Below are 20,217 nucleotides of genomic sequence, written 5' to 3'. Positions count from 1 at the left end.
GTGGGTGCGGCCCCGCCGCTGTTCCTGGTTCAGCTCCATCGTCCAGGACAGCAGGCTCAGACCAGTGCGTCCAGCCGGCGACGCAGGATCTTTCCCGCCGCCGAGCGGGGCAGCTGCGCCACCACGGTGGAGCTGGCGATCCGCTTGTAGGCAGCCATCTGCTCATTGGCCCAGTGCAGGATGTGGTCAGGTGCGGTCAGCGGGTCGACGCCCTCGGCGAGCACCAGCAGCGCGTGCGGCACCTCGTCGCCGTCACCGCGGTCGCGCCCGAGCACGGCGGCATCCGCGACCTGCGGATGGGTCACCAGCAGGGCCTCCAGCTCGGCGGGCGGGATCTGGTAGCCGCGACGCTTGATGAGCTCCTTGATCCTGTCCACCACCTTGGTGGTGCCGTGCTCGTCGACGACGACCAGGTCGCCGGTGCGTACCCAGCCGTCCTCCACCAGCACCTCGGCCGTGGCCTCCGGATGGCCCAGGTAGCCGAGCATCGTGTTGGGTCCTTGGCACCACAGCTCCCCCGGCTCACTCCACCCACCCGGCGCAGCCGGCGCCACGTCGGCACCCGTGACCGGGTCCACCACGCGGAAGCGGAGATTGGGGATGGCCTGGCCGATGGTGTCGAGCGGGATGTCGCACCGGTCGACGGGGATGACGTGCGTCACCGGCGAGAGCTCGGTCATTCCGTAGCCCTGCACCAGGCGGGTCCCCATCATCTCCTGCACCGCCTGGCCCACTGCCCCGTCCAGCGGCGCCGCACCGGAGACCACCAGGCGGACCGAGCTCCAGTCCAGTTCGCGCATGGCGTGGCTGCGCACCAGCAGGCTGGCCACCGGCGGCACCACGAAGAGCAGGGTGGGGCGTCGGGTGGTCACCAGCTTGGCGAACAGGCCGGGCTGGAAGGTGCTCATCGTGTACTGGCAGAAGCGCCTGAGCAGGCTGTAGTTCATGTTCGTGGTGAGCGCGTAGATGTGGCTGAAGGGCAGGAAGGACAACATCGAGTTGTCCTCGCCCATCGAGTCCAGCGCGACGTCGAACTGCATCATGTTGGCCACCAGGTTGCGGTGGCTCAGCATCACGGCCTTGGGAAGACCGGACGTGCCGGACGAGACCGGCAGGCAGGCGATGTGCGTGGCGGGGTCGAGGTGCACCTCGGGCAGGTCCACCTCGGTTGTGATGAGCTCGCCCCAGTCGATCGTGTCGTCGTCCGGGGACCCCACCACGACCAGAGAGTCCACCTGCTCGTCCAGCAGGTCCAGGGCTGCGCGGACGGTGGCGAGCTCGTCGCTGCTGGTGACCACCACGCGGGCGGCGGTGGTGCGCAGCTGACGGGCCACCTCGTGGGCGGAGGCGGCCGGGTTGACCGGGCTGGTTGCCGCGCCGGTGCGCATGGTGCCATGGAAGGCCACCGCGTATTCGGGCCGGTTGTGCAGCACGATGGCCACGACATCTCCGGCCCCGATGGAGCGCTCGGCCAGCCAGGTGGCCACGGAGTCGATCTGCTGCTTCAGCTCGGCGAAGGTGAGCACCTGGCCGGTCTCGGCATGGTCGAAGGCCACCTTGGCGCCGTCGGCCTCGCTGAGGTGCTCGAACAAGAGGTCGTAGAGGCTCACGTCGGGGACGTCGATGTCATCCCAGGGCCCTCGGTATTCCATGACTTCCTCTCGTTCGTGGTGTGGCACAGAGGCTATTGCATGACCGACCCACCGCCGCCAGTGCCAAGAGCCCGACTAGGCTGACGGGCACCGGGACAGGCCCGGTGGCCCCCCGGGGTTGCAGCCAACGGCATTGGAGGCGTTCGGTGGCAGATGCACCGGCCCGGTTCCCCCGTCGCGTCTACGAACAGGGCGACGAGCCCGATCCGCGCTTCTCACTGGCCAATGAGCGCACCTTCCTGGCCTGGATCCGCACCTCCCTGGCCCTGATGGCCGGCGGCACCGCCCTGGCCGTGCTCGACACCACCGACCATCCAGCCCTGCGCGCTGCCGCGATCCTGCTGCTCGTCGCCGGCCTGGTCGGGCCATTGCAGGCCTGGTTCAGCTGGTCACGCACCGAGCTGGCGATGCGCCTGGGCCGGCCGCTTCCCACCTCGCCGCTGGCCGTGCCCCTGTGCGTCCTGGTCTGCCTGGCTGGGCTTCTGATACTCGCGGGGACCCTGTGACGAATCGGCCCCAACCAGGCTTGTTCGACCCCGGCCTGCAACCCGAGCGGACCGCCCTGGCATGGCAGCGGACCTGCCTGGCCCTGATGGTGGGGGCCCTCACCGCAGCCCGGTTCGGGCTGCCCGTGGTGGGCGGCTGGGCGCTGCTGCTGGGAGCAGTGGGCAGTGTCGTCTCGGTCTGCCTGCTGGTGCTCTCGCGGCGCCGCTACCGCCGGGCCACATCTGGGCTCTGTGATCCGGAGCAGCAGCTGCGCACCGGCGGGTGGCTCCCACTGACCGCCACCGTGGTGACCTTCGGCGGCGGCCTCTTCCTGCTGGGGCTGGTGGCCCTCGGCCTGCCCGGGATGGCGCAGGTCCTGCCTCGCTGATCCTGTGCCCGACGACGGCGAGGGCCCGCACCCCACCGGGTACGGGCCCTCGCGGCTCGATCTCAGGCTTCGTCGAGTTCGTCGGTGTAGGCGCTGGGATTCTTGCGCAGGTTGATGATCGCGGCGACGAGTCCTCCCCAGACCATCGTCAGCGAGAAGATGAGCATGAGCAGTGCCGAGGTGGTCATCGGGTCTCCTGAGGGGCGGTGGCGGTCAGGGCGTCGGGGTTCTGGTGGTGCTCATAGGGGTGGGGGTCCATGCCCGCCAGCTCGGCGGGGCGGAAGTGGTCGACGCTGCTGCGCCACGGGATGAGGCTGAAGATGATCGAGCCCAGGATGAGGGTGCCGAGGCTTCCCCAGCCAAAGGCATTGTTGAACCAGGACGGGTAGTCGCCGTAGCCCTTCTGCAGCAGCTCCAGGATGGTGAGCGCCAGCATCACGGCCAGCACGATCGGGGTGATGACGGCGGCGAACAGCGGCCACCACTTGCCGACTCCCTGGGCGGAGTGGTCGTTGATGTGGTGGTGCAGCTCGGGCAGGCGACGCGCCACCAGGACCACGAGGACGACGGTGACGATGGCCGAGGCCACCACGCCGATGTTGTTGACGTAGTTGTCGACCACGTCGAGCATGTTCAGCCCGTTCGAGGTCGAGTACAGCCAGGTGGAGGCCAGCGCGGCCACCAGGCCGACGGCCACCGAGCTGGCGGTGCGACCGGTGTCGAACTTCTCCTGCACGGCGGCGGTGACCACCTGGATCAGTGAGACCAGCGAGGTGATGCCCGCCAGTGACAGCGAACCGAAGAAGAGCACGCCGAACAACTGTCCGCCGGGCATCAGCGAGATGACTTGCGGGAAGGTGACGAAGGACAGGATCGGCCCCGTGATGCCCTCCAGCTCGGAGACGGCGATGCCCTGCCGGGCCGCCATGAAGCCAAGGGTGGAGAAGACCCCGATGCCGGCCAGCAGCTCGAAGGAGGAGTTGGAGAAGGCCACCACGAAGCTCGTCGGGGCCAGGTTGGCCCGCCGGGGCAGGTAGGAGGCGTAGGTGACCATGATGCCGAACATCACCGACAGTGAGAAGAAGATCTGGGCATAGGCCTGCACCCACACCTGCGGATCGGTCAGGGCCGACCAGTCGGGGGTGAAGAAGGAGTTGAGGCCCTGCACGGCGCCGGGCAGGGTGACAGCCCGGACCACCATGCCGACGAACATGACCAGCAGCGTCGGCAGGAAGATCTTGTTCATCTTCTCCAGCCCGCCGGCCACGCCCAGCGCCATGATCAGGGTGACGAAGGCCCACACCGCGACCAGGGGCCAGAAGACACCCGGCACGGGGCTGCCGGTGATGTGTGCGTCGGCGGACGGGATCAGGCGCAGGAAGTCGCCGGTGAAGAAGCCCGCCGGGTCGTCGCCCCAGGCGCGGCTCATCGAGAAGCCGATGTAGCGCACCGACCAGGCGACGATCACGGCGTAGTAGGTGATGATGGCGAAGCAGATGCCCACCTGGAACCAGCCGAGGGGCTCGAAGCGTGGGTGGATGCGGCGAAAGATTGCCGGGGCGGAGCCGCGGTAGCGGTGGCCCAGGGCCCAGTCGAAGAGCAGGTAGACCACGCCGGCGGTCAACAGGGCCACCAGGTACGGGATGAGGAAGGCGCCGCCGCCGTTGGTGTAGGCGACGCCCGGGAAGCGCCAGATGTTGCCCAGGCCGATCGCGGAACCGACGGCAGCCAGGATGAATCCCATCTGTGACTGCCACTGCTCGCGCGGGGCCGAGGCCGACGAGGAAGTCGACACGTGTCCTCCAGGTGTGGGGCACCAACCCGGGGCGGGATGGTGTCGGTGGTCAGGGACCGTCCGCGCAGCAGAGCCCGGACGAGCTGGATCAACCCAACCAGTCGCTCCGGCGTCGAGACGCTCGTCTCACTGGGTGGAGTGCCGGTGGCATCCTGGTGGCCAGGTTCAGCCCTGGCGGCGCCCGGGCACGAGCATCCCGGTGACCAGGCCGACGATTCCTGGCAGGATCCAGCCGAAGCCGAGCTCGAAGCCGGGCAGCACTCCCCCGGCGCGGGCGGCCCAGTCAGCGCCCGAGGGCCACAGGTCCGTGGCAGCGGCGAGCAGTGCCAGCACCGAGACCAGACCCACGACGGCCATCGGCAGGCGATGGGCCCAGGGCCTGCCCTGGACCAGGGGTGAGAGCAGGCCCAGCAGGATCATCGTGATGGCCAGCGGATACAGCAGGGCGAGCACCGGGACTGCGGCGGTGATGATCGTCTCGAGGCCGACGTTGGCGAAGCCGAAGCTGGCCAGGGTGAACAGCACCGCCCAGCCGCGGTAGCCGAGGCTGCGGGGGAACATCGTGGCGAACATCTCGGCGCACGAGGTGACCAGGCCGATGGCCGTCTTGAGGCAGGCCACCAGCATGATCGCGGCGGCCAGCACCAGGCCGGCGGTGCCGAAGTGGTGCTGGGAGACGCTCGCCAGCGCCACCGCGCCATTGGCCTCCCGCTCCACCAGGGTGGTGGAGGCCGCGCCGAGCACGGCCAGGGCGGTGTAGATGACGCCCATGGCGAGGGCTGCGACGATGCCGGCCCGTCCCACTTCGGCGGCGATCCGGGTGGGTGAGCTGACGCCGAGGCGTCGGACGGACTCGATGATGACGATGGCGAAGGCCAGCGAGGCCAGCGCGTCCATCGTGTTGTAGCCGTCGATCACCCCTTGGCTGGCGGCATGGCTGGCATAGAGCTCGCTCGGGGCCGGGGCTGGCCCGCCCGGGCCGCCGCCGAGGGCCACCACCAGCAGGATCCCCAGCAGCACCAGGAAGAGCGGGGTCAGGTAGCGGCCCACATAGTCGAGCAGCCGCCCTGGGCGCAGTGAGGCGAGCAGCACGAGCCCGAAGAAGATCGCGGAGAAGACCAGCAGTGCCAGCCGGGCCCCGCCCCCGTCGAGGCGCGCACCGAAGGCCATCTCGTAGGAGACCGTCGCCGTGCGCGGGATCGCGAAGAAGGGACCGATCGTCAGGTACAGCGCGCAGGTGAAGACGACCGCGAAGACCGGGTGCACCCGCGAGGCCAGCTCGTGCAGGCTCGCGGTGTGGCTCATGGCGCTGGCCACCACGCCCAGGATCGGCAGGCCGACGGCCGCCACCAGGAAGCCGGCCGCGGCAGGCCACACCGCACTGCCGGAGAGCAGGCCCAGGGAGACGGGGAAGATCAGGTTCCCCGCGCCGAAGAAGAGCCCGAACATGAGAGAGCCGAGCAGCAGCGACTGGCGCATCGGCAGTCGTCCCCCGACCGTCTCGGCGGGGCTGGCAGGAATGGCACTGGCGGCTGACTGGTTGGGCACCCGCCCAGTCTGCCGCACTGCCGCACCAGGACCGCCCTCAGGAGCAGTCCTTGCCCAGTGCCTGCCATTCCTGGAGCGCCACGTCGCGCAGCGGCCCCTTCAGCGGCTCGGGCATGCCATTGCGGATCACGGCGGGTTCGAAGCCCATCTCGGGACGTCCCTTGGGCGGGACGGTCACGGTCAGCACACCGGTTGTCGTGGTCTGCTTGCTCTGCGCCGGGAAGACGAAATTACCCATGCCGTAGGCGATGGCCGTGTCCCCCTCGGACCCTGTGGTCTGCAGGATGTGCGCGTGGCTTCCCACCACGATGGTGGCCCCTGCCCTGGCGAGCTCGCGGTTGGTGTACTTCTGGCGGTCGGTCGGGCAGCGTTCCAGTTCGACGCCCGAGTGGAGGTAGACCACGACCACGTCGTCGGGGCCCGCCTCGCGCGCGGCACGAACCCCGTCGACGAGCCGGGCGAAGCCGTCGTCATCCATCACCTTGGCGAGGCCCGGCTTGTCTGGGCCGGCCTTCCAGTCCAGCCCCTCCTCCAGCACGTCGGTGGCGCTGAAGACGACCACCTTGCGGCCCTTCACCTCGGTGGTCCACGGGGCCCACGCTTCCTGCTCGTCCTTGCCCAGGCCCACCATGGGCAGCGGGGAGGACTTCTTGACCGCCAGCATCCGGGCCATGCCCTCATCGCCGTAGTCCATGGTGTGGTTGTTGGCTGCGGCCACCGCGTCAACACCCGCCTTCTTCAGCGAGCCGAGGATCGTGGGGCTGGTGACGAAGGTGTACTGCTTCGGCTGCGGCTCGAGGCCCCTCGCGTCCTCGACGACGACCGTCTCGAGGTTCACCAGTGCCAGATCTGCCGCGGAGAGCTGCTTGGAGATGGCGCCCAGGCCCTCGGTGTTGATGCGTTCCGAGGCGGCGTGGGCCTGCACGTCACCGGCGAAGGCGATCGTGATCTGGGCCGCGGGGCCGGTGGGTCCGCCGTCCTGCCCGAGATTCGTGCTGCAGGAGCGCACACCCAGGGCGACCAGGAGCAGCAGCGCCAGGGCGATGGCTGCCACCGCCCGTCGACGACGACGGTAGACCGGATGGTTGTCCCACTGCATGAAAGCTCCTGTGCCACGGTCCCGCGCCAGTGCGGAACCACTCGCACAGAGCCTAGGGGACGGCGGTGCAGCGTGCGCCCGGTGCTCGCCGAAAGGCCCTGTGAGGTCTTGAAAGCCGCCACCTCGGCGTTAGCGTGGACTGGTGCCACAGACCCCCTTCCGCCAGTTCCGCACCACGGTCGTCGGCGCCACTTGGCTGAGCCCCACCTTCCGCCGCGTCACGCTGGGCAACGAGGCGCTCTCGAGGATGGGCGACGTCGGCCTCGACCAGCGCGCCAAGCTCGTCCTCCCGCTTCCCGGCGACGACCCCTTCGGTCACTTCCCGGCCGACGACGGCCACTGGTTCCACAACTGGCGGGGCCTGCCCCAGCACGAACGCAATCCGATCCGCACCGTCACCCTGCGGTCGGTGCGACGAAGGGCCCGTGAGCTGGACGTCGACATCGCCGTGCACAGCCGGGTGGGGCCGCTGTCACGCTGGGCACTGGACTGCCGGCCGGGAGACCCGGTGCTGGTGATCGGGCCTGACGCCACCCATCCCGAGGCCGCCAGCTGCGGCATCGAGTGGCGCCCCGGGCCGGCTCGCGAGGTACTGCTGGCCGGCGACGAGACCGCGGCGCCGGCCATCTGCTCCATCCTGGAGTCACTGCCCCGCTCGACCACCGGCCGAGCCTGGATCGAGGTGCCGTCGGTGGGCGACCGGCTCGAGGTCGACTCGCCCGACGGCGTGGAGGTCACCTGGCTGGCACGTCACGAGTCCCCCGCCGGCGACGAGCTGCTGGAGGCCCTCACCGGCACGGTGCGGCGGGTGCACGACCTGGACGACGCACAGCTGTGGGAGATCGGGGGCAATCCCGGCGAGGCCTTCGCCTGGGTCGCCGGCGAGGCCTCGATGGTGCGTGGTCTTCGACGCCACCTGGTGGCCACGGGCTGGGACATGGAATCGGTGGCGCTCATGGGCTACTGGCGACGCGGCCGTTCGGAGGCCTGAGCCGGCCGCACGCGCGTACAGTGGCGCCATGCATGAGCTGACCACCGACCAGATCCGTGCCGCCCTGGTGAACTGCACCAAGGGCGAGGCCAAGCGGATGAACCTGCCCACCGGTCTGGCGGGCGTCGCCTGGCAGGACCTGGACTTCCTCGGCTGGCGTGACCCGGCTTCTCCCCTGCTCGGCGGTATTGCCACCTGGCGCGGCGACGAACCGGTCGCCGTGGCACTCAAGGCGACGCTGCGTCCCGCCGGCGCCAAGCAGAGCATGTGCTCGCTGTGCCTGACCGTGCACTCCAGCGGCGACATCGCCTTCATGGGCGCCAAGCGCGCGGGTGGCCGCGGCCGTGAGGGCAACACGGTGGCGGCCTCGATGTGCGCTGACCTGGCCTGCTCGCTCTATGCGCGCAAGCTGAAGCAGCCGCGCCGTGTGCAGCCGCAGGAGACGCTGGGCGTCGAGGAGCGCGTCTGGCGCCTGCAGGGCCACCTGGAGAAGTTCCTGCAGCGGGTCGTGGACGGGCGCTGAGTCCCCTTTCGATTCCCCTGACAAGGCGACGGTGGCCGGAACCCCGTGGGGTCCGGCCACCGTCGTGTCGTGCTCGTGCGCTACCCCTCGGGGTACGCAGGCGCAGTCAGCTGGCGCCGCCGAGCTCGTCCTCGGTGCCCTGGAGGCCCGAGCGCTCCTTGCCGTCGTCGGCGTAGTCGGCGGGCATCCCCTGCGACACCTGCTGCGCGTCCTCGGCCGGCGGGATGCCGTCATCGCTGCCGGGGATGGAGTCGGCACCCTGGCCGGGCGTCATCTTCGAGGTCTCGGAAATCTGGCCTTCAGACATGGCTTCCTCCTGTGGTGCGGTGGGTGGGTCAAGTCCCATTCAACCCCTGTGTGGTCAGGATGCAAGGCCTTCGCGGCGAATGACGCCGAGGGCGCAATCCGGCCATTGGCTGGGCGGGGCTCCGGCTCAGCGCAACCGGGAGAAGCGGTCCACGTCCTGTTTGGAACCAGAGACGATCACTTGGTCGCCCTCTCGGATGGTGGTCTCAGGAATGGCATAGCTGAACGGTTCCCCCTGCCGCTTCACGCCGACGACGGTCACCTGATAGCGCTGGCGGACGGCGGACTCGCCCAGCGTGCGGTCCCAGGTGCAGCTGGGGGCCAGCACCCTGGCCACTGCGAAGCCGTCCTCGAACTCGAAGTAGTCGAACAGGTGGTGGGCCACCGAGTGTGCCACTCGCATCCCGGCGGCCGCCTCGGGGTAGACGACGTGGTTGGCGCCCACGCGTTCCAGGATCTCGCCATGGGTGCGGCTGGCGGCCTTGGCCCAGACCTCGGGGATCCCGGCCTCCTTGAGCTTGAGCACGCTCACCACCGAGGCCTCCACATTGGCGATCGCCACGATCGCGACGGTGACGTGGTCCAGCCCGAGTTGCTCGAGCGCGTCGGAGTCCGTGGCATCGACCACGGCCAGGTTGTCGAGGTCGTGCGAGACCCGCTGCACCAGCACCGGATCGGAGTCGATGCCCATCACTTCCACGCCCAGGGCTGCCAGGCGCCGGGCTGTGGCGAGGCCGAAACGTCCGAGCCCCACCACGAGGGCACTCTCCTCCGAGCTCGACACCGTCTCACGGTGCTTGCCCCAAGGCAGGTGCAAAGCACTGAAGTTCCTATCCGACAAGGGGATCCTCCTGTGGCAACTGGTATCGACGGGGATGGCGGTGCATCGCGAGCGCTGCGGCCACCGAGACGGGACCCACCCTGCCGAGGAACATCAGGGCCTCGACGACACCCAGGGACGCGGGCTGAAGGGTGGGTGTGAGGTTCATCGACAGTCCGACGGTGGCGAAGGCGCTGATCGCCTCGAAGGTGACCACGTGCAGGGGTGCGGGTTCGATGCTCGCCAGTGCGAGGATGGCGACGAAGACGGCAGCGGTGCCGAGCACGGTGACCGCCAGCGCCTGACGAGTGAGCGCCGAGGAGATCTTGCGTCCCCGGAAGACGGTCTTCTGTTCACCCGCGACCTCGGTGGCGACGGCCAGCAGCAGGACGGCGACGGTGGCGATCTTCAGACCGCCGGCGGTGCCGGCCGAACCGCCTCCGATCATCATCAGCCCATAGTTCACCGCGATGGTGGCATCGTTGATGGCGCCGTAGTCGATGGAGTTGAAGCCGGCGGTGCGAGGGAAGACGGCGCCTCCCAAACAGCCCAGCAGCTTGCCCGTCAGCGACTGCGGGCCGAGCGTGCCCGGATTGTTCCACTCGAACAGGGCGAAGGTGCAAAAGCCCGCCAGCAGCAGCACGGCGGTGCCGATCAGCGTCAGTTGCAGGTGCACCGAGGGCCGGCGCCGGGCCCCCGCACGCAGTCCTCGCCAGCGCCGCAGCAGTTCCAGGTGGACGGGGAAGCCCAGCCCTCCCAGGACGATGGCGGCACAGATCGGCAGCATCACCCAGGGATCGGCATTGAAGCCGATCATGTTGTCTGGCCACAGGGAGAAGCCGGCGTTGTTGAAGGCACTGATGGCGTGGAAGACACCGCGGTAGAGCGCTTGGTCCCACTGCATTCCGAGCAAGAGGAATCGTCCGGTGAGCAGAACGGCGACGGTGCCCTCGATCAACAGGGTCAGGCGTAGGATTCGCCATGGCATCCGGCCGATGCCGGTGAGCTGCGCCCGTGTCTCGGCCTGGGCCACTCGGGCCGTGGTGTGGCTGACGCGCCCGGCGATGCGGAACAGGATGAGGCTGGTCATGGTCATGATCCCGAAGCCGCCCATCTGGATCAGGGACAGGATCACCACCTGGCCGGCGTGCGACCAGTGCGTTCCGGGGTCGACCACGTTGAGACCCGTGATGCACAGGGCCGACATGGCGGTGAAGGAGGCCTGCCACCAGCCCGTGTGGTTGCCGGGCGCGGTACACACCGGGAGCAACAGCAGGGTGGTCCCCAACAGCCAGCCCACCATGTAGGCCGCAGACACGACCCGGCCGGGGTGCGAGACCAAGCGTTCCAAGGACACCCGCACATGCTAACGCCGTTCTGGCGCCGAACGATCCATACGGTTCGCGTCCCGGATGCACGCAGCGGAAAGGCCCATCGACGCACGAAAACCCGTCCGACCTGGGCTTGGTCAAACGGGTTTCAGGTGGCTCCCCGGACTGGACTCGAACCAGTAACCCTCTGATTAACAGTCAGATGCTCTGCCAATTGAGCTACCAGGGATCAGCGTTGAGGTTTCCCTCAGCGCGAGATGAAACTCTACACGGCTTTGCTCAGAAGTCATAATCGGCGCGGAGACCGGCCAGGGCCTCGTCCGCCAGGTGGCGCGTCTCGGGGTCCTTGAGACTGGCCCCGTGCGAGGCCTGCACCTGCCAGTCGAGCACCGGCTGGTCCTGCCCCAGGTCGCGACGCGCGCTCAGCACGACGGTGCCGCCACTGGGGACGGGCACCCTCTGCTCCACCACGACGCTGGCCTGGACCCGGTCGCGGAAGGTCTCGGGGAAGTGGCCCTCGTCGGTGAGCACGAGGCTGTCGCTACGGCCGTCCAGCAGCCGCCAGTACATCTCGTCGGTCTCCAGCTTCCACCCACCGGTGCGCACCTGGTGCCAGCCAATGGTCTGCCACTGTCCGTCGAAGCTGACCGCGAAGCTGTCGGGCATGGCCAGCAGGGCCACCCGTGGACCACTCGCCTCGGCAAGCACCTGGACGCAGCGACCGACCTGGCGCTCGTAGTCGGCAACCGCCGGTGAGGTGGTGCGACCGAACAGACGTGACCTGAGACCCATGCCCCCATTGTGCCGTGCCATGGCAAGCGCGTTGCCAGCTCAGGCGGCCACCGTGTCGTCCAGCAGGTGCCGTGCCCCGGCCAGGCCCCGGCGCTCGATGCGGCGCACAGTGCTCTGGGAGACTCCCATGATGCGCGCCACCTCCACGACCTCGCGCTGGACCCCATCATCCAGGCCGTGGCGCAGGGCCAGCACCCGGGCCTCCTGTGAGCCGAGCAGCCGCAGCCAGTCGGGACGTCCGGCAAGGCTCTGCTCCACCATCTCGTCGACGGTGCCGGGCGCGACGAGCTCCACCTGCAGCTCGTCGAGGGAGACGCGACGATCATCGCTGCCCACCAGCAGGACCCAGCTGGGGTCACGGCCGCACAGGTCTGCCACTTCCTGGCTGGTGGGGATGCGGCCGTGGGTCTGTGCGAAGTCCATCCGCAGTCGATGGATCCGGCGCGCCTCCTGCTGACGCCAGATCGGGGCATGGCCGTAGCCGGCGCGGGAGACCTCCTGGTGCATCACCGCATTGCGGATCCACGGCGCGGCATAGGTGGAGAACTTCATTCCTCGGCGGTGGTCGAAGCGCATCAGCGCCTCGGCCAGGGCCAGCATTCCCTCTTGGAAGAACTCGTGGAAGTCCAGGCCGCTGCGTCGCGACGAGGTGCTGGCGGCCTGCGCCACCAGTCGCACATTGGCCAGCAGGAAGTGCTGCCATGCCTCCTGGCCGTCGCGCACGATCGCCTCGAGTTCGTCGACGCTGGCGTCGGAAGGCCAGTGGAGGCTTGCGTCGAGGGCGCCGCGGGCCACCACGCCCGCCTCGATGCGACGGGCCAGTGCCGCCTCTTCGGCGCGGGTGAGCAGTGCTGGGAGTGTGGGGTTCTGGTCGATGAGAGTTGCCATGGGTCCATGCTTGGCCCGCGAGGCCTCCCGGCGACAGGCCTTCGGCCAGGCCGACAACAACCGGACAACACCTGCCTGCCCCGCTCGTGCAGGCCTGGGTTCAGACGACGAGCCCGACCGAGGCCTGCTGGAGTTGTTTTCGCCGCACCTCGAGCTCCAGGAGCTGTGAGAACATCCGCTTGTGGGCCTGCTCCTCGTCGACCGGGTTGGTGCGCTGCAGGCGGCTCTTGAGGTCGCGGATCTCGCGGTCGACCGAGAGCAGCTGCAGGCGGGAGGTGTAGGCGCTGGCATAGGCCTCGTCGGGGGTGCGCAGCACCGGCTCGACCAGCAGCGCGATCATCAGCTGCTGCACCACCTCGTCGCCGGTGGCCCGGAGCACCTGGTCGGTCCACGCCTCCGGCGTCCACGGCACCTGTGCGATGGCCTCGAAGACGCCCCGGTAGGCGGGGTGCGAGAAGTCCTCGATGCGCACCTGGTTCCACGCCGTGTCGAACAGGATCGGCTGCTGCAGCATCAGCTTCAGCGTGCCGCGCTCCACCCCCAGCATCCGGTCGGCCGGATCCGGCCACGGGGTGCCCTGCTGCGCCTGGGGCGCCTCCGGCTCGGCGGGCACGGGCGTGGCCGACTGCTTGGGTGCCGGGCCCCGTCGACGGGCGCGGGTCACCTCGGCACGGACCTCGTCGACGTCCATGCCCAGCATCGCCGCCAGCTCGCGCAGGTAGCCGTTGACCAGCGAGGTGTCGCGGATCGAGCTGACCAGCGGGGCGGCGGCACGCAGCGCCTGCAGGCGGCCGTCGACGCGGTCCAGGTCGTAGTTCTTGAGGGTGTTCTCCATGACGAAGCGGTAGAGCGGCACCCGACGCCCGACGAGTTCGCGCACCGCGGCCTCACCCTGCTGCAGGCGCAGGTCGCACGGGTCCAGGCCGGACGGCTCGACGGCCACATAGGTCTGGGCGATGAAGTTCTGGTCACCCTCGAAGACCCGGATCGCCGCCTTCTGGCCCGCCGCGTCGCCGTCGAAGGTGAAGATCACCTCGCCGGTGAAGGCGCCCTGGTTGCCCATCAGGCGCTGCAGCATGCGGGCGTGGTCGTCGCCGAAGGAGGTGCCACAGCTGGCCACCGCGGTGTCGACGCCCGACAGGTGGGCGGCCATCACGTCGGTATAGCCCTCCACCACGACGGCCTGCGACTTCTTGCCGATGTTGCGACGGGCCAGGTCGAGCCCGTAGAGCACGTGGGACTTCTTGTAGACCGGGGTTTCGGGGGTGTTGAGGTATTTGGCGGGCATCCGGTCGTCGTCGAACAGCCGCCGGGCGCCGAAGCCGAGCACCGCCGACCCGGAGTCGCGGATCGGCCACAGCACACGGCCCTGGAAGAAGTCGTGGCCGTGCTCGCGGATCAGGCCGGCCTTGACCAGCTCGGCATCCTGGAAGCCCAGCCGGTTGAGGTGGTTCTTGAGCTCGCGGCCACCCCGGGGCGCGTAACCGACGCCGAACTGTTCCGCCGCCGCACGGTCGAAGCCGCGGCCGTCGAGCATCTGCCGGGCGGCGATGGCGCCGGGGGTCATCAGCTGCTGCTGGAAGAAGTCGCTGGCGGCCTGGTTGGCCTCCATGATCCGCACCCGCAGGCCCGGCTCCTGCCGGGGACCGCCGTCGTCGCTGATCCGCAGCTGCACGCCGGTGCGGTCGGCCAGCTGCTGCACGGCCTCGGTGAAGCTGAGGTTGGACATCTTCTGCAGGAAGGTGATCGCGTCGCCACCCTCACCACAGCCGAAGCAATAGTAGAAGCCGCGCGAGGGCGTCACCTGGAAGCTGGGGGTCTTCTCGTCGTGGAAGGGGCACAGGCCCTTCAGCGATCCACCGCCGGCAGGCTTGAGGGTGACGAAGGTGCTGACCACGTCGTCGATCCGGGTGCGTTCACGGACCAGCGCAATGTCCTCGTCGTTGATCCTTCCTGCCATGGCTCGGAGTGTAGCGCCGAGTCAATGATTGGCCGCACCGCCGGCCGCGGCGGCGCGGAGACCTAGACTCTCAGCCGTGATCGTGGAACTGGACTGGAAGCTGGGCCTCGCCCTGGCGCTGTTGGTGCTCGTCGCCGTCGCCTCTTCCTGGTGGGGCCGCCTGGGCCTGGGCTGGCAGAGCATCATCGCCGCGGCGCGAGCAGCAGTGCAGCTGGCGGCCGTCTCCCTGATCATCGTCGCGTGCATGCAGCACCTGGCGCTGGCCGCCCTGTTCAGCCTGGCCATGTTTGCCGTCGCCGTGCGCACCACCGCCGGGCGCACCAAGGTGGGCGGGGCCTGGCCGTGGACGGCCCTGGCGATGCTGTGTGGCATCACCCCGGTACTGCTGGCGATCTTCGGCAGCGGCGCCTCCCCGCTCAACGGTGCCGCGCTGATCCCGTTGGCCGGCATCATCGTTGGCAACATGATGACCGCCCACACCCTGTTCGGCCGTCGCCAGTTCCCGGCCCTGCGCGAGGGCATGGGACAGTACGAGGCCGCGCTGTCGCTGGGCTTCCAGCGCGACCGCGCCATCGACCTGGTGACCAGGGCCACCCGCACCGATGCCCTGGTGCCCACCATCGACACCACCCGCACCGTGGGGCTGGTGACGCTGCCGGGCGCCTTCGTGGGCGTGCTGCTGGGCGGCGGCTCGGCGCTGCAGGCCGGCGCCTCCCAGTTGCTCGTGCTGGTGGGCATCATGGCCGGTCAGAGCGTCACCGTGGTGGTGGCCAACAAGCTGATGTGCGCCGGCAAGCTGCTGCCCGCCGACCTGCGGGGGCGGCTTCGCCCCTGACCGGGCTCAGCCCAGGTGGTCCAGCCCGATGTCCAGCACGGGTGCCGAGTGCGTCAGCCAGCCGACCGAGATCATGTCCACGCCGGACTCGGCGATCACCGGTGCACTGTCCGGGGTGATTCCGCCCGAGGCCTCGGTGAGCATGCGGCCGTCGACCATCCGCACCGCCTCACGCAGCACGTCGGGCGCCATGTTGTCCAACAGCACGGCATCGACCCCCAACTCCAGCAGCTCCTGCAGCTGGTCCAGGGTGTCGACCTCGACCTCCACCTTCACCATGTGCCCCACCTCGCGGCGCACCGCCTGCACGGCGGGCCGGATGCCCCCGGCGACGGCCAGGTGATTGTCCTTGAGCAGCACGGCATCGTCGAGCCCGAAGCGGTGGTTGCGACCGCCACCACAGCGCACCGCGTACTTCTCCAGCGCGCGCAGTCCCGGAGTGGTCTTGCGGGTGTCCACGACGACTGCGCGGGTATGGGCGATGGAATCGGCAATGCTGGCGGTCTGCGTCGCCACCCCCGACAGGTGGCCCATCAGGTTCAGCCCGACGCGCTCGCCGGTGAGCAGGGCCCGGGCACTGCCCTGGGCGACGGCGATCGTGGTGCCGGGCTCGACTCGCGAGCCGTCGGGGCGCTGGACCTCGACGGTGACGTGGGGATCCAGCAGCTGCCAGGCCAGCCGGGCACAGTCCAGGCCGGCGACCACACCCGGCTGGCGTGCGACGAGCGCGACCCGGGCGGTGGCGTCGGCGGGGGTGCAGGCATCGGTGGTGACGTCACCGGAGCGTCCGAGGTCCTCGAGCAGCGCTGCTCGGACGACGGGTTCGACGACGATCTGCGGCAGGGTCCTCATTGGGCGTCCTCCATCTGGTGGGCTGAATTGGTGCTGACACGGGTGTGTTCGGCCACGTTGGCCGTGGCGGGATGGTCCGTGCGCTGGTGGGCGCCACGCGACTCGCGGCGTTGCAGGGCGGCGGTCGCCACGAGGTGGGCAACCAGTGCGTCGTCGTGGTCGAGGAATCCTTCGAGTTCGCGGCAGAGCCGGTGCAGACCGTCGGCCGAGCGCAGGATGCCGGCGTAGGACTCACACAGCTGCCGCACCTGTGCTGGCGCGGGGCCGTCGACCATCAGGGCCACCGTCGCCAGTCGCGCGGCCAGCGGGCCGTCGCCCAGTGGGGCATCGACTGCCGCCTGGCCCACGGCACCTGCGACGCGCCGTCCCATGACGACGGCCTCCAGCAGCGAATTGCTGGCCAACCGGTTGGCGCCGTGCAGACCGGTGGAGGCACACTCCCCCACGGCGTACAGGCCCGGCACCGAGGTGGATCCGTCGAGTCCGGTCTCGATGCCACCCATGTGGTAGTGCGCTGCGGGACGCACAGGGATCAGGTCCCGTGCCGGATCGATCCCTGCCTGGCGGCACAGCCCGTGGACCTGCGCGAAGTGGCCGGCGAAGTTGGGCACCAGACGGGCATCCAGCAGCACCCGGCGCCCCTGCTGCAGCTGCTGCCACACGGCACGGGAGACCACGTCGCGCGGGGCGAGGCTTTCGACGAACTCGCATCCGGCCTCGTCGACCAGCACTGCGCCCTCGCCACGGACGGCTTCGCTGACCAGCGGCATCGGGTCGATCCCCACGTCGAGCGCGGTGGGGTGGAACTGCGCCATCTCCACATCGCGCAGCTGGGCGCCGGCACGGGCAGCCAGGGCCAGGCCCTGGCCCTGCGATCCCAGCGGGTTGGTGGTGTGGGCGAAGAGTCCGCCCAGGCCGCCGGTGGCAAGCACCACGGCCCGGGTTGCGAGCACCTGGCGCTGGCCGTGCCGCTCGACGAGCAGGCCCTGCGCGCCGTCGTGATCGGCCAGCACCCGCAGCACGCGGGTGTGTGGGCGCAGCTCGATGCTCGGCATGGTGCGCGCCGCCTGGACCATGGCCTGCAGCAGCCCGGCCCCGGAGCCGTCCCCGTCGACGTGCAGCACGCGACGACGCCGGTGGGCTCCTTCGAGCCCCAGGTCGAGGCGTCCGCGCACGTCGTTGTCGAAGCGCACTCCCAGCCGCTGGAGCCATTCGACGGTGCGCGGGCCCTCCTCCACGATGCTGCGGGCGGCCGGCTCGTCACACAGCCCAGCTCCGGCTGCGAGGGTGTCGGCCAGGTGTAGCTCGGTGGAGTCGTCCGGCCCCACGGCGGCCGCCAGGCCGCCCTGCGCCAGACGCGTCGAGGTCTGCTCCCCCACCGCGCCGGCGCCCAGCACCAGGCAGGGCGAGGGGAAGAGCTGCACCGCGGCACTCAGCCCGGCAAGACCCGTGCCCACGATCACCGGGGCACCGAGGGTCTCGACGTGCATCACTTCACCGCCAGCATCCGCTCGATGGCCAGGCGGGCGTCGGCGGCCACGGCGGCGTCCACCTCCACCTCGTGGCGTCCCTGTTCCAGGGCCTCGCGGATCGCGGGGAGGCTGTTGCGCTTCATGTGGGGGCACAGGTTGCACGGACGCACCATGTCCAGCTCCGGGTACTGCGCCTGCAGGTTGTCGCTCAGCGAGCACTCGGTGATCAGCGCCAGCTGTTCGGGGCGGTGCTGTTCGACGAAGCTCGCCATCTGGGCGGTGGATCCGGCGAAGTCGGACTCGGCCACCACCTCCGGCGGGCACTCGGGGTGGGCGATGACCGTCACGCCGGGGTGTCCGGCGCGGATGTCGCGGATGTCGTCGGCCGTGAAGCGCTCGTGCACCTCGCAGGCACCGGGGTGGGTGATGACCTCGACATCGGTCTGGGCGGCGATGTTGCGGGCCAGGTACTGGTCGGGAACCATGATCACCCGGTCCGTGCCCAGGCCGGTGACCACCTCCAGTGCATTGCCCGAGGTGCAGCAGATGTCGCTCGCGGCCTTCACCGCGGCCGAGGTGTTCACATAGGTCACCACCGGGACGCCCGGGTTGGCAGCGCGCAGGGCCTCGATGTCCTGGGGCGTGATCGACTCGGCCAGCGAGCAGCCCGAGCGCAGGTCCGGCAGCAGAACCGTCTTGCCCGGGTTGAGGATCTTGGCGGTCTCGGCCATGAAATGGACGCCGGCCAGCACGATCACGTCGGCCTCGACGTTCTGCGCCTTGCGGGCCAGGGCGAGCGAGTCGCCGGTGATGTCGGCGACGCAGTGGTAGACGGCCGGCGTCATGTAGGCGTGGGCCATGATGACGGCATTCTTCTCGGCCTTGAGGCGCCATATCGCGGCGATGTCGTCGACCATGGTGGCCCATTCGACGGCCGGGATGACGTGGCTCACTCGAGAGTAGAGGGCGTCGAGGTCGACCTCGGCAGTGGGTGCAGTGACTGTCATGGAGTAATGCTAAACCTGAGCATTAGACAATTGCTGGCTTTGAGCAAAAGTATTTGCTGAAGGATCCCGTGCCGGCTACTTCGTGCGGACCACCGGCAGCTTGGTCCCGATCACCTGCCGCTCCACCACGACCTGGCGCCGGAAGCGGAAGAGCTTGGCCGGACGGCCACCGGTGGTGGTGCTGCGCCCGCCGGTCTCCTCCACCAGTCGCTGGGTCTCGACGACCCGGCGGAAGTTCTGCTTGTGCACCTGCTGGCCTGCGATCGCCTCGACGCAGCGCTGCAGCTCACCCAGCGTGAACTCATCGCCCAACAGCTCGAAGACGACGGGTCGGTACTCGATCTTGGCCCGCAGCCGGGCCAACCCGGTCGCCAGGATCCGGCGGTGGTCCTGGTGCATCTCCACTCCCCCGGCCTGCGCCAGGAGGCCGGCCTCGTAGAGCAGCTCATAGCGCTGCAGCACCATGTCGGGCTGCCAGGCCAGCTCACCGAGACCGAAGGTCACGGCAACCCGCGCCCGGCGCGTGCTGCACTCCTGCTCATCGGGGCCCTCGTCGGCCCAGCCCATCAAGGACTCGGCCAGCGCGCGGGCCCGCCCGCCGTCCTCGCGCAGGTCCTCCCAGGGGAAGACCTCGTACCAGCTGCGCCACCCCGAAGGATCCTTCGGCGCCGCCGAGAGGCCCAGGTAGGAGACCGAGACGGTGCGCTCCCCGCCGGGGCGCCCGGCATCGGCGAAGGTGTAGAGCTGCTCCAGGTAGCCCGGCAGGTGACCGGTCTGGCGGTGCACCCAGTTGCGCGTGCTGCGCTGCAGGGAGGCGTCCTCGTCCAGCAAGGGCCCGGACGGGAGCGTCGGCGGCATGCCGGGCGCCAGGGCCATGGGGGTCGCATCCTTGACCGCGACCAGCACTCCCACCAGCTCAGCACGCATCCGCCACGCTCCTTTCGTCACGCCAGACCCTAGCTGGCCCGGACGATGACGCACCCGTGTCGCAGGGAGTGGTCCCCGCGCGTCGGCGCGATCAGCGGCCGGTCTCGGGCAGCCGTCCCGGACGGGACCGTTCCCCGGTGGCACCCAGGCTCTGCCGGATCGTCTCGGTGCGCTCGGTGGGCTGGCCATTGGCCAGGCAGGTGACGGTCACGTCATAGTCCCCGGCGGGAAGGTTCTTGCCGAGCATGGCGGCTTGGCGCTCCCGGTCGGCCACCAGCGGGAGGTCGCGCCGGGCCACGACGGAGCCAGCGGCATCCTGCACGCGGTAGCGCACCTGGTCGAGCGCGTCAGGGGTGTCGGTGCACAGGCTGGTGCTGATCTTCACGGTGCCGTCGAAGGAGCGGGCATTGTCGACGCTGAGCACCGAGGAGCTGGCCGCGCCGATCTCGGAGGGGTCGATGTGGCGCACCATGCCGCGGGCGCCTTGGATGATGCCGGTGATGACGCAGATGAGCAGCACCACGACGATGCTCCAGTCGGAGCCG

Annotated in this window: 21 protein-coding genes and 1 tRNA gene; 5 read left to right on the top strand and 17 right to left on the bottom strand. The window is 69.7% G+C overall.

The window, feature by feature from the left end:
* Positions 1-56: 56 nt before the first annotated feature.
* A complete protein-coding gene (locus ACHFFZ_RS03690) occupies positions 57-1,652 on the bottom strand; it encodes an AMP-binding protein (protein ID WP_394275313.1) in 1,596 nt (531 codons plus the stop codon).
* A 146-nt stretch (positions 1,653-1,798) separates the two neighbouring features.
* On the opposite strand from ACHFFZ_RS03690, the gene ACHFFZ_RS03685 reads away from it, so the two are divergent.
* Together ACHFFZ_RS03685 and ACHFFZ_RS03680 are read left to right on the top strand one after the other, a co-directional pair.
* Entirely contained in the window at positions 1,799-2,158 is a 360-nt protein-coding gene (locus ACHFFZ_RS03685; protein WP_394275312.1) for a YidH family protein, read from the top strand.
* A gap of 20 nt (positions 2,159-2,178) precedes the next feature.
* Entirely contained in the window at positions 2,179-2,526 is a 348-nt protein-coding gene (locus tag ACHFFZ_RS03680; RefSeq protein ID WP_394275311.1) for a DUF202 domain-containing protein, read from the top strand.
* A gap of 62 nt (positions 2,527-2,588) precedes the next feature.
* Here the strand turns inward: ACHFFZ_RS03680 and ACHFFZ_RS03675 are convergent, their stop codons facing one another.
* From ACHFFZ_RS03675 to ACHFFZ_RS03660, 4 genes are all read right to left on the bottom strand, one after another.
* Positions 2,589-2,714, bottom strand: coding sequence for a methionine/alanine import family NSS transporter small subunit (locus ACHFFZ_RS03675; protein WP_394275310.1), 126 nt, complete (start codon positions 2,712-2,714; stop codon positions 2,589-2,591).
* Entirely contained in the window at positions 2,711-4,321 is a 1,611-nt protein-coding gene (locus tag ACHFFZ_RS03670; protein WP_394275309.1) for a sodium-dependent transporter, read from the bottom strand. Before ACHFFZ_RS03670 ends, ACHFFZ_RS03675 begins: the two co-directional genes overlap by 4 nt.
* A gap of 165 nt (positions 4,322-4,486) precedes the next feature.
* Entirely contained in the window at positions 4,487-5,869 is a 1,383-nt protein-coding gene (gene brnQ, locus ACHFFZ_RS03665; protein ID WP_394275308.1) for a branched-chain amino acid transport system II carrier protein, read from the bottom strand.
* A gap of 37 nt (positions 5,870-5,906) precedes the next feature.
* Positions 5,907-6,968, bottom strand: a complete 1,062-nt coding sequence (locus tag ACHFFZ_RS03660) for a CapA family protein (RefSeq protein ID WP_394275307.1) — start codon at positions 6,966-6,968, stop codon at positions 5,907-5,909.
* 142 nt (positions 6,969-7,110) lie between these two features.
* On the opposite strand from ACHFFZ_RS03660, the gene ACHFFZ_RS03655 reads away from it, so the two are divergent.
* Both ACHFFZ_RS03655 and ACHFFZ_RS03650 read left to right on the top strand, forming a co-directional pair.
* Complete coding sequence (locus ACHFFZ_RS03655) at positions 7,111-7,959, top strand: siderophore-interacting protein (RefSeq protein WP_394275306.1); 849 nt, start codon at positions 7,111-7,113, stop codon at positions 7,957-7,959.
* A gap of 28 nt (positions 7,960-7,987) precedes the next feature.
* Positions 7,988-8,482 (top strand): FBP domain-containing protein, encoded by a 495-nt coding sequence (locus tag ACHFFZ_RS03650; protein WP_394275305.1) that lies wholly within the window; start codon positions 7,988-7,990, stop codon positions 8,480-8,482.
* A gap of 106 nt (positions 8,483-8,588) precedes the next feature.
* On the opposite strand, the gene ACHFFZ_RS03645 is transcribed toward ACHFFZ_RS03650, so the two are convergent.
* The 7 genes from ACHFFZ_RS03645 to dnaG form a co-directional block, all read right to left on the bottom strand.
* Complete coding sequence (locus ACHFFZ_RS03645) at positions 8,589-8,789, bottom strand: hypothetical protein (protein WP_394275304.1); 201 nt, start codon at positions 8,787-8,789, stop codon at positions 8,589-8,591.
* A 126-nt stretch (positions 8,790-8,915) separates the two neighbouring features.
* The gene (locus tag ACHFFZ_RS03640) at positions 8,916-9,572 is read right to left on the bottom strand and encodes a potassium channel family protein (protein WP_394275303.1); all 657 of its coding nucleotides are present in this window, start codon (positions 9,570-9,572) and stop codon (positions 8,916-8,918) included.
* 46 nt (positions 9,573-9,618) lie between these two features.
* Positions 9,619-10,965 (bottom strand): TrkH family potassium uptake protein, encoded by a 1,347-nt coding sequence (locus ACHFFZ_RS03635; RefSeq protein WP_394275302.1) that lies wholly within the window; start codon positions 10,963-10,965, stop codon positions 9,619-9,621.
* Positions 10,966-11,092: 127 nt separating this feature from the next.
* Positions 11,093-11,168 (bottom strand) — tRNA-Asn (locus tag ACHFFZ_RS03630).
* Positions 11,169-11,218: 50 nt separating this feature from the next.
* Positions 11,219-11,731 carry a hypothetical protein gene (locus ACHFFZ_RS03625; RefSeq protein ID WP_394275301.1) on the bottom strand — a complete coding sequence of 171 codons (513 nt, stop codon included), beginning with the start codon at positions 11,729-11,731 and terminating at the stop codon, positions 11,219-11,221.
* 39 nt (positions 11,732-11,770) lie between these two features.
* A complete protein-coding gene (locus tag ACHFFZ_RS03620) occupies positions 11,771-12,619 on the bottom strand; it encodes a sigma-70 family RNA polymerase sigma factor (protein ID WP_394275300.1) in 849 nt (282 codons plus the stop codon).
* A gap of 100 nt (positions 12,620-12,719) precedes the next feature.
* Positions 12,720-14,579, bottom strand: a complete 1,860-nt coding sequence (dnaG, locus tag ACHFFZ_RS03615) for a DNA primase (protein WP_394275299.1) — start codon at positions 14,577-14,579, stop codon at positions 12,720-12,722.
* A 112-nt stretch (positions 14,580-14,691) separates the two neighbouring features.
* Between dnaG and ACHFFZ_RS03610 the strand changes: the two genes are divergently transcribed.
* Positions 14,692-15,414, top strand: coding sequence for an ABC transporter permease (locus ACHFFZ_RS03610; RefSeq protein ID WP_394275314.1), 723 nt, complete (start codon positions 14,692-14,694; stop codon positions 15,412-15,414).
* Positions 15,415-15,420: 6 nt separating this feature from the next.
* Here ACHFFZ_RS03610 and nadC read toward each other — a convergent pair whose 3' ends face one another.
* The 5 genes from nadC to ACHFFZ_RS03585 all read right to left on the bottom strand — a co-directional run.
* A complete protein-coding gene (gene nadC, locus ACHFFZ_RS03605) occupies positions 15,421-16,266 on the bottom strand; it encodes a carboxylating nicotinate-nucleotide diphosphorylase (RefSeq protein ID WP_394275298.1) in 846 nt (281 codons plus the stop codon).
* Complete coding sequence (locus ACHFFZ_RS03600; protein ID WP_394275297.1) at positions 16,263-17,756, bottom strand: L-aspartate oxidase; 1,494 nt, start codon at positions 17,754-17,756, stop codon at positions 16,263-16,265. The genes nadC and ACHFFZ_RS03600 overlap by 4 nt, the downstream gene beginning before the upstream one ends.
* Positions 17,756-18,745 (bottom strand): quinolinate synthase NadA, encoded by a 990-nt coding sequence (gene nadA, locus ACHFFZ_RS03595; protein ID WP_394275296.1) that lies wholly within the window; start codon positions 18,743-18,745, stop codon positions 17,756-17,758. The genes ACHFFZ_RS03600 and nadA overlap by 1 nt, the downstream gene beginning before the upstream one ends.
* A 75-nt stretch (positions 18,746-18,820) precedes the next feature.
* On the bottom strand, positions 18,821-19,672 hold the full coding sequence (locus tag ACHFFZ_RS03590; protein ID WP_394275295.1) for a hypothetical protein: 852 nt from the start codon (positions 19,670-19,672) through the stop codon (positions 18,821-18,823).
* Positions 19,673-19,763: 91 nt separating this feature from the next.
* A partial coding sequence (locus tag ACHFFZ_RS03585) for a hypothetical protein (RefSeq protein WP_394275294.1) occupies positions 19,764-20,217 on the bottom strand: 454 nt, incomplete at its 5' end.

Origin of the sequence: Luteococcus sp. (genome assembly GCF_043424415.1) — a bacterium.
In the GTDB taxonomy this organism is placed as follows: domain Bacteria; phylum Actinomycetota; class Actinomycetes; order Propionibacteriales; family Propionibacteriaceae; genus Luteococcus.
The sequence above is the reverse complement of the archived record's forward strand: the minus strand, read 5'-3'. Positions and strand labels throughout refer to the sequence as shown.

Excerpts from the sequence above, each read along its gene's own strand:
- ACHFFZ_RS03690 (WP_394275313.1), bottom strand. The coding sequence starts at position 1,652 with ATGGAATACCGAGGGCCCTGGGATGACATCGACGTCCCCGACGTGAGC.
- ACHFFZ_RS03675 (WP_394275310.1), bottom strand. The coding sequence starts at position 2,714 with ATGACCACCTCGGCACTGCTCATGCTCATCTTCTCGCTGACGATGGTC.
- ACHFFZ_RS03660 (WP_394275307.1), bottom strand. The coding sequence starts at position 6,968 with ATGCAGTGGGACAACCATCCGGTCTACCGTCGTCGTCGACGGGCGGTG.
- ACHFFZ_RS03650 (WP_394275305.1), top strand. The coding sequence starts at position 7,988 with ATGCATGAGCTGACCACCGACCAGATCCGTGCCGCCCTGGTGAACTGC.
- ACHFFZ_RS03645 (WP_394275304.1), bottom strand. The coding sequence starts at position 8,789 with ATGTCTGAAGGCCAGATTTCCGAGACCTCGAAGATGACGCCCGGCCAG.
- ACHFFZ_RS03625 (WP_394275301.1), bottom strand. The coding sequence starts at position 11,731 with ATGGGTCTCAGGTCACGTCTGTTCGGTCGCACCACCTCACCGGCGGTT.
- ACHFFZ_RS03620 (WP_394275300.1), bottom strand. The coding sequence starts at position 12,619 with ATGGCAACTCTCATCGACCAGAACCCCACACTCCCAGCACTGCTCACC.
- dnaG (WP_394275299.1), bottom strand. The coding sequence starts at position 14,579 with ATGGCAGGAAGGATCAACGACGAGGACATTGCGCTGGTCCGTGAACGC.
- nadC (WP_394275298.1), bottom strand. The coding sequence starts at position 16,266 with ATGAGGACCCTGCCGCAGATCGTCGTCGAACCCGTCGTCCGAGCAGCG.
- ACHFFZ_RS03600 (WP_394275297.1), bottom strand. The coding sequence starts at position 17,756 with ATGCACGTCGAGACCCTCGGTGCCCCGGTGATCGTGGGCACGGGTCTT.
- nadA (WP_394275296.1), bottom strand. The coding sequence starts at position 18,745 with ATGACAGTCACTGCACCCACTGCCGAGGTCGACCTCGACGCCCTCTAC.
- ACHFFZ_RS03590 (WP_394275295.1), bottom strand. The coding sequence starts at position 19,672 with ATGCGTGCTGAGCTGGTGGGAGTGCTGGTCGCGGTCAAGGATGCGACC.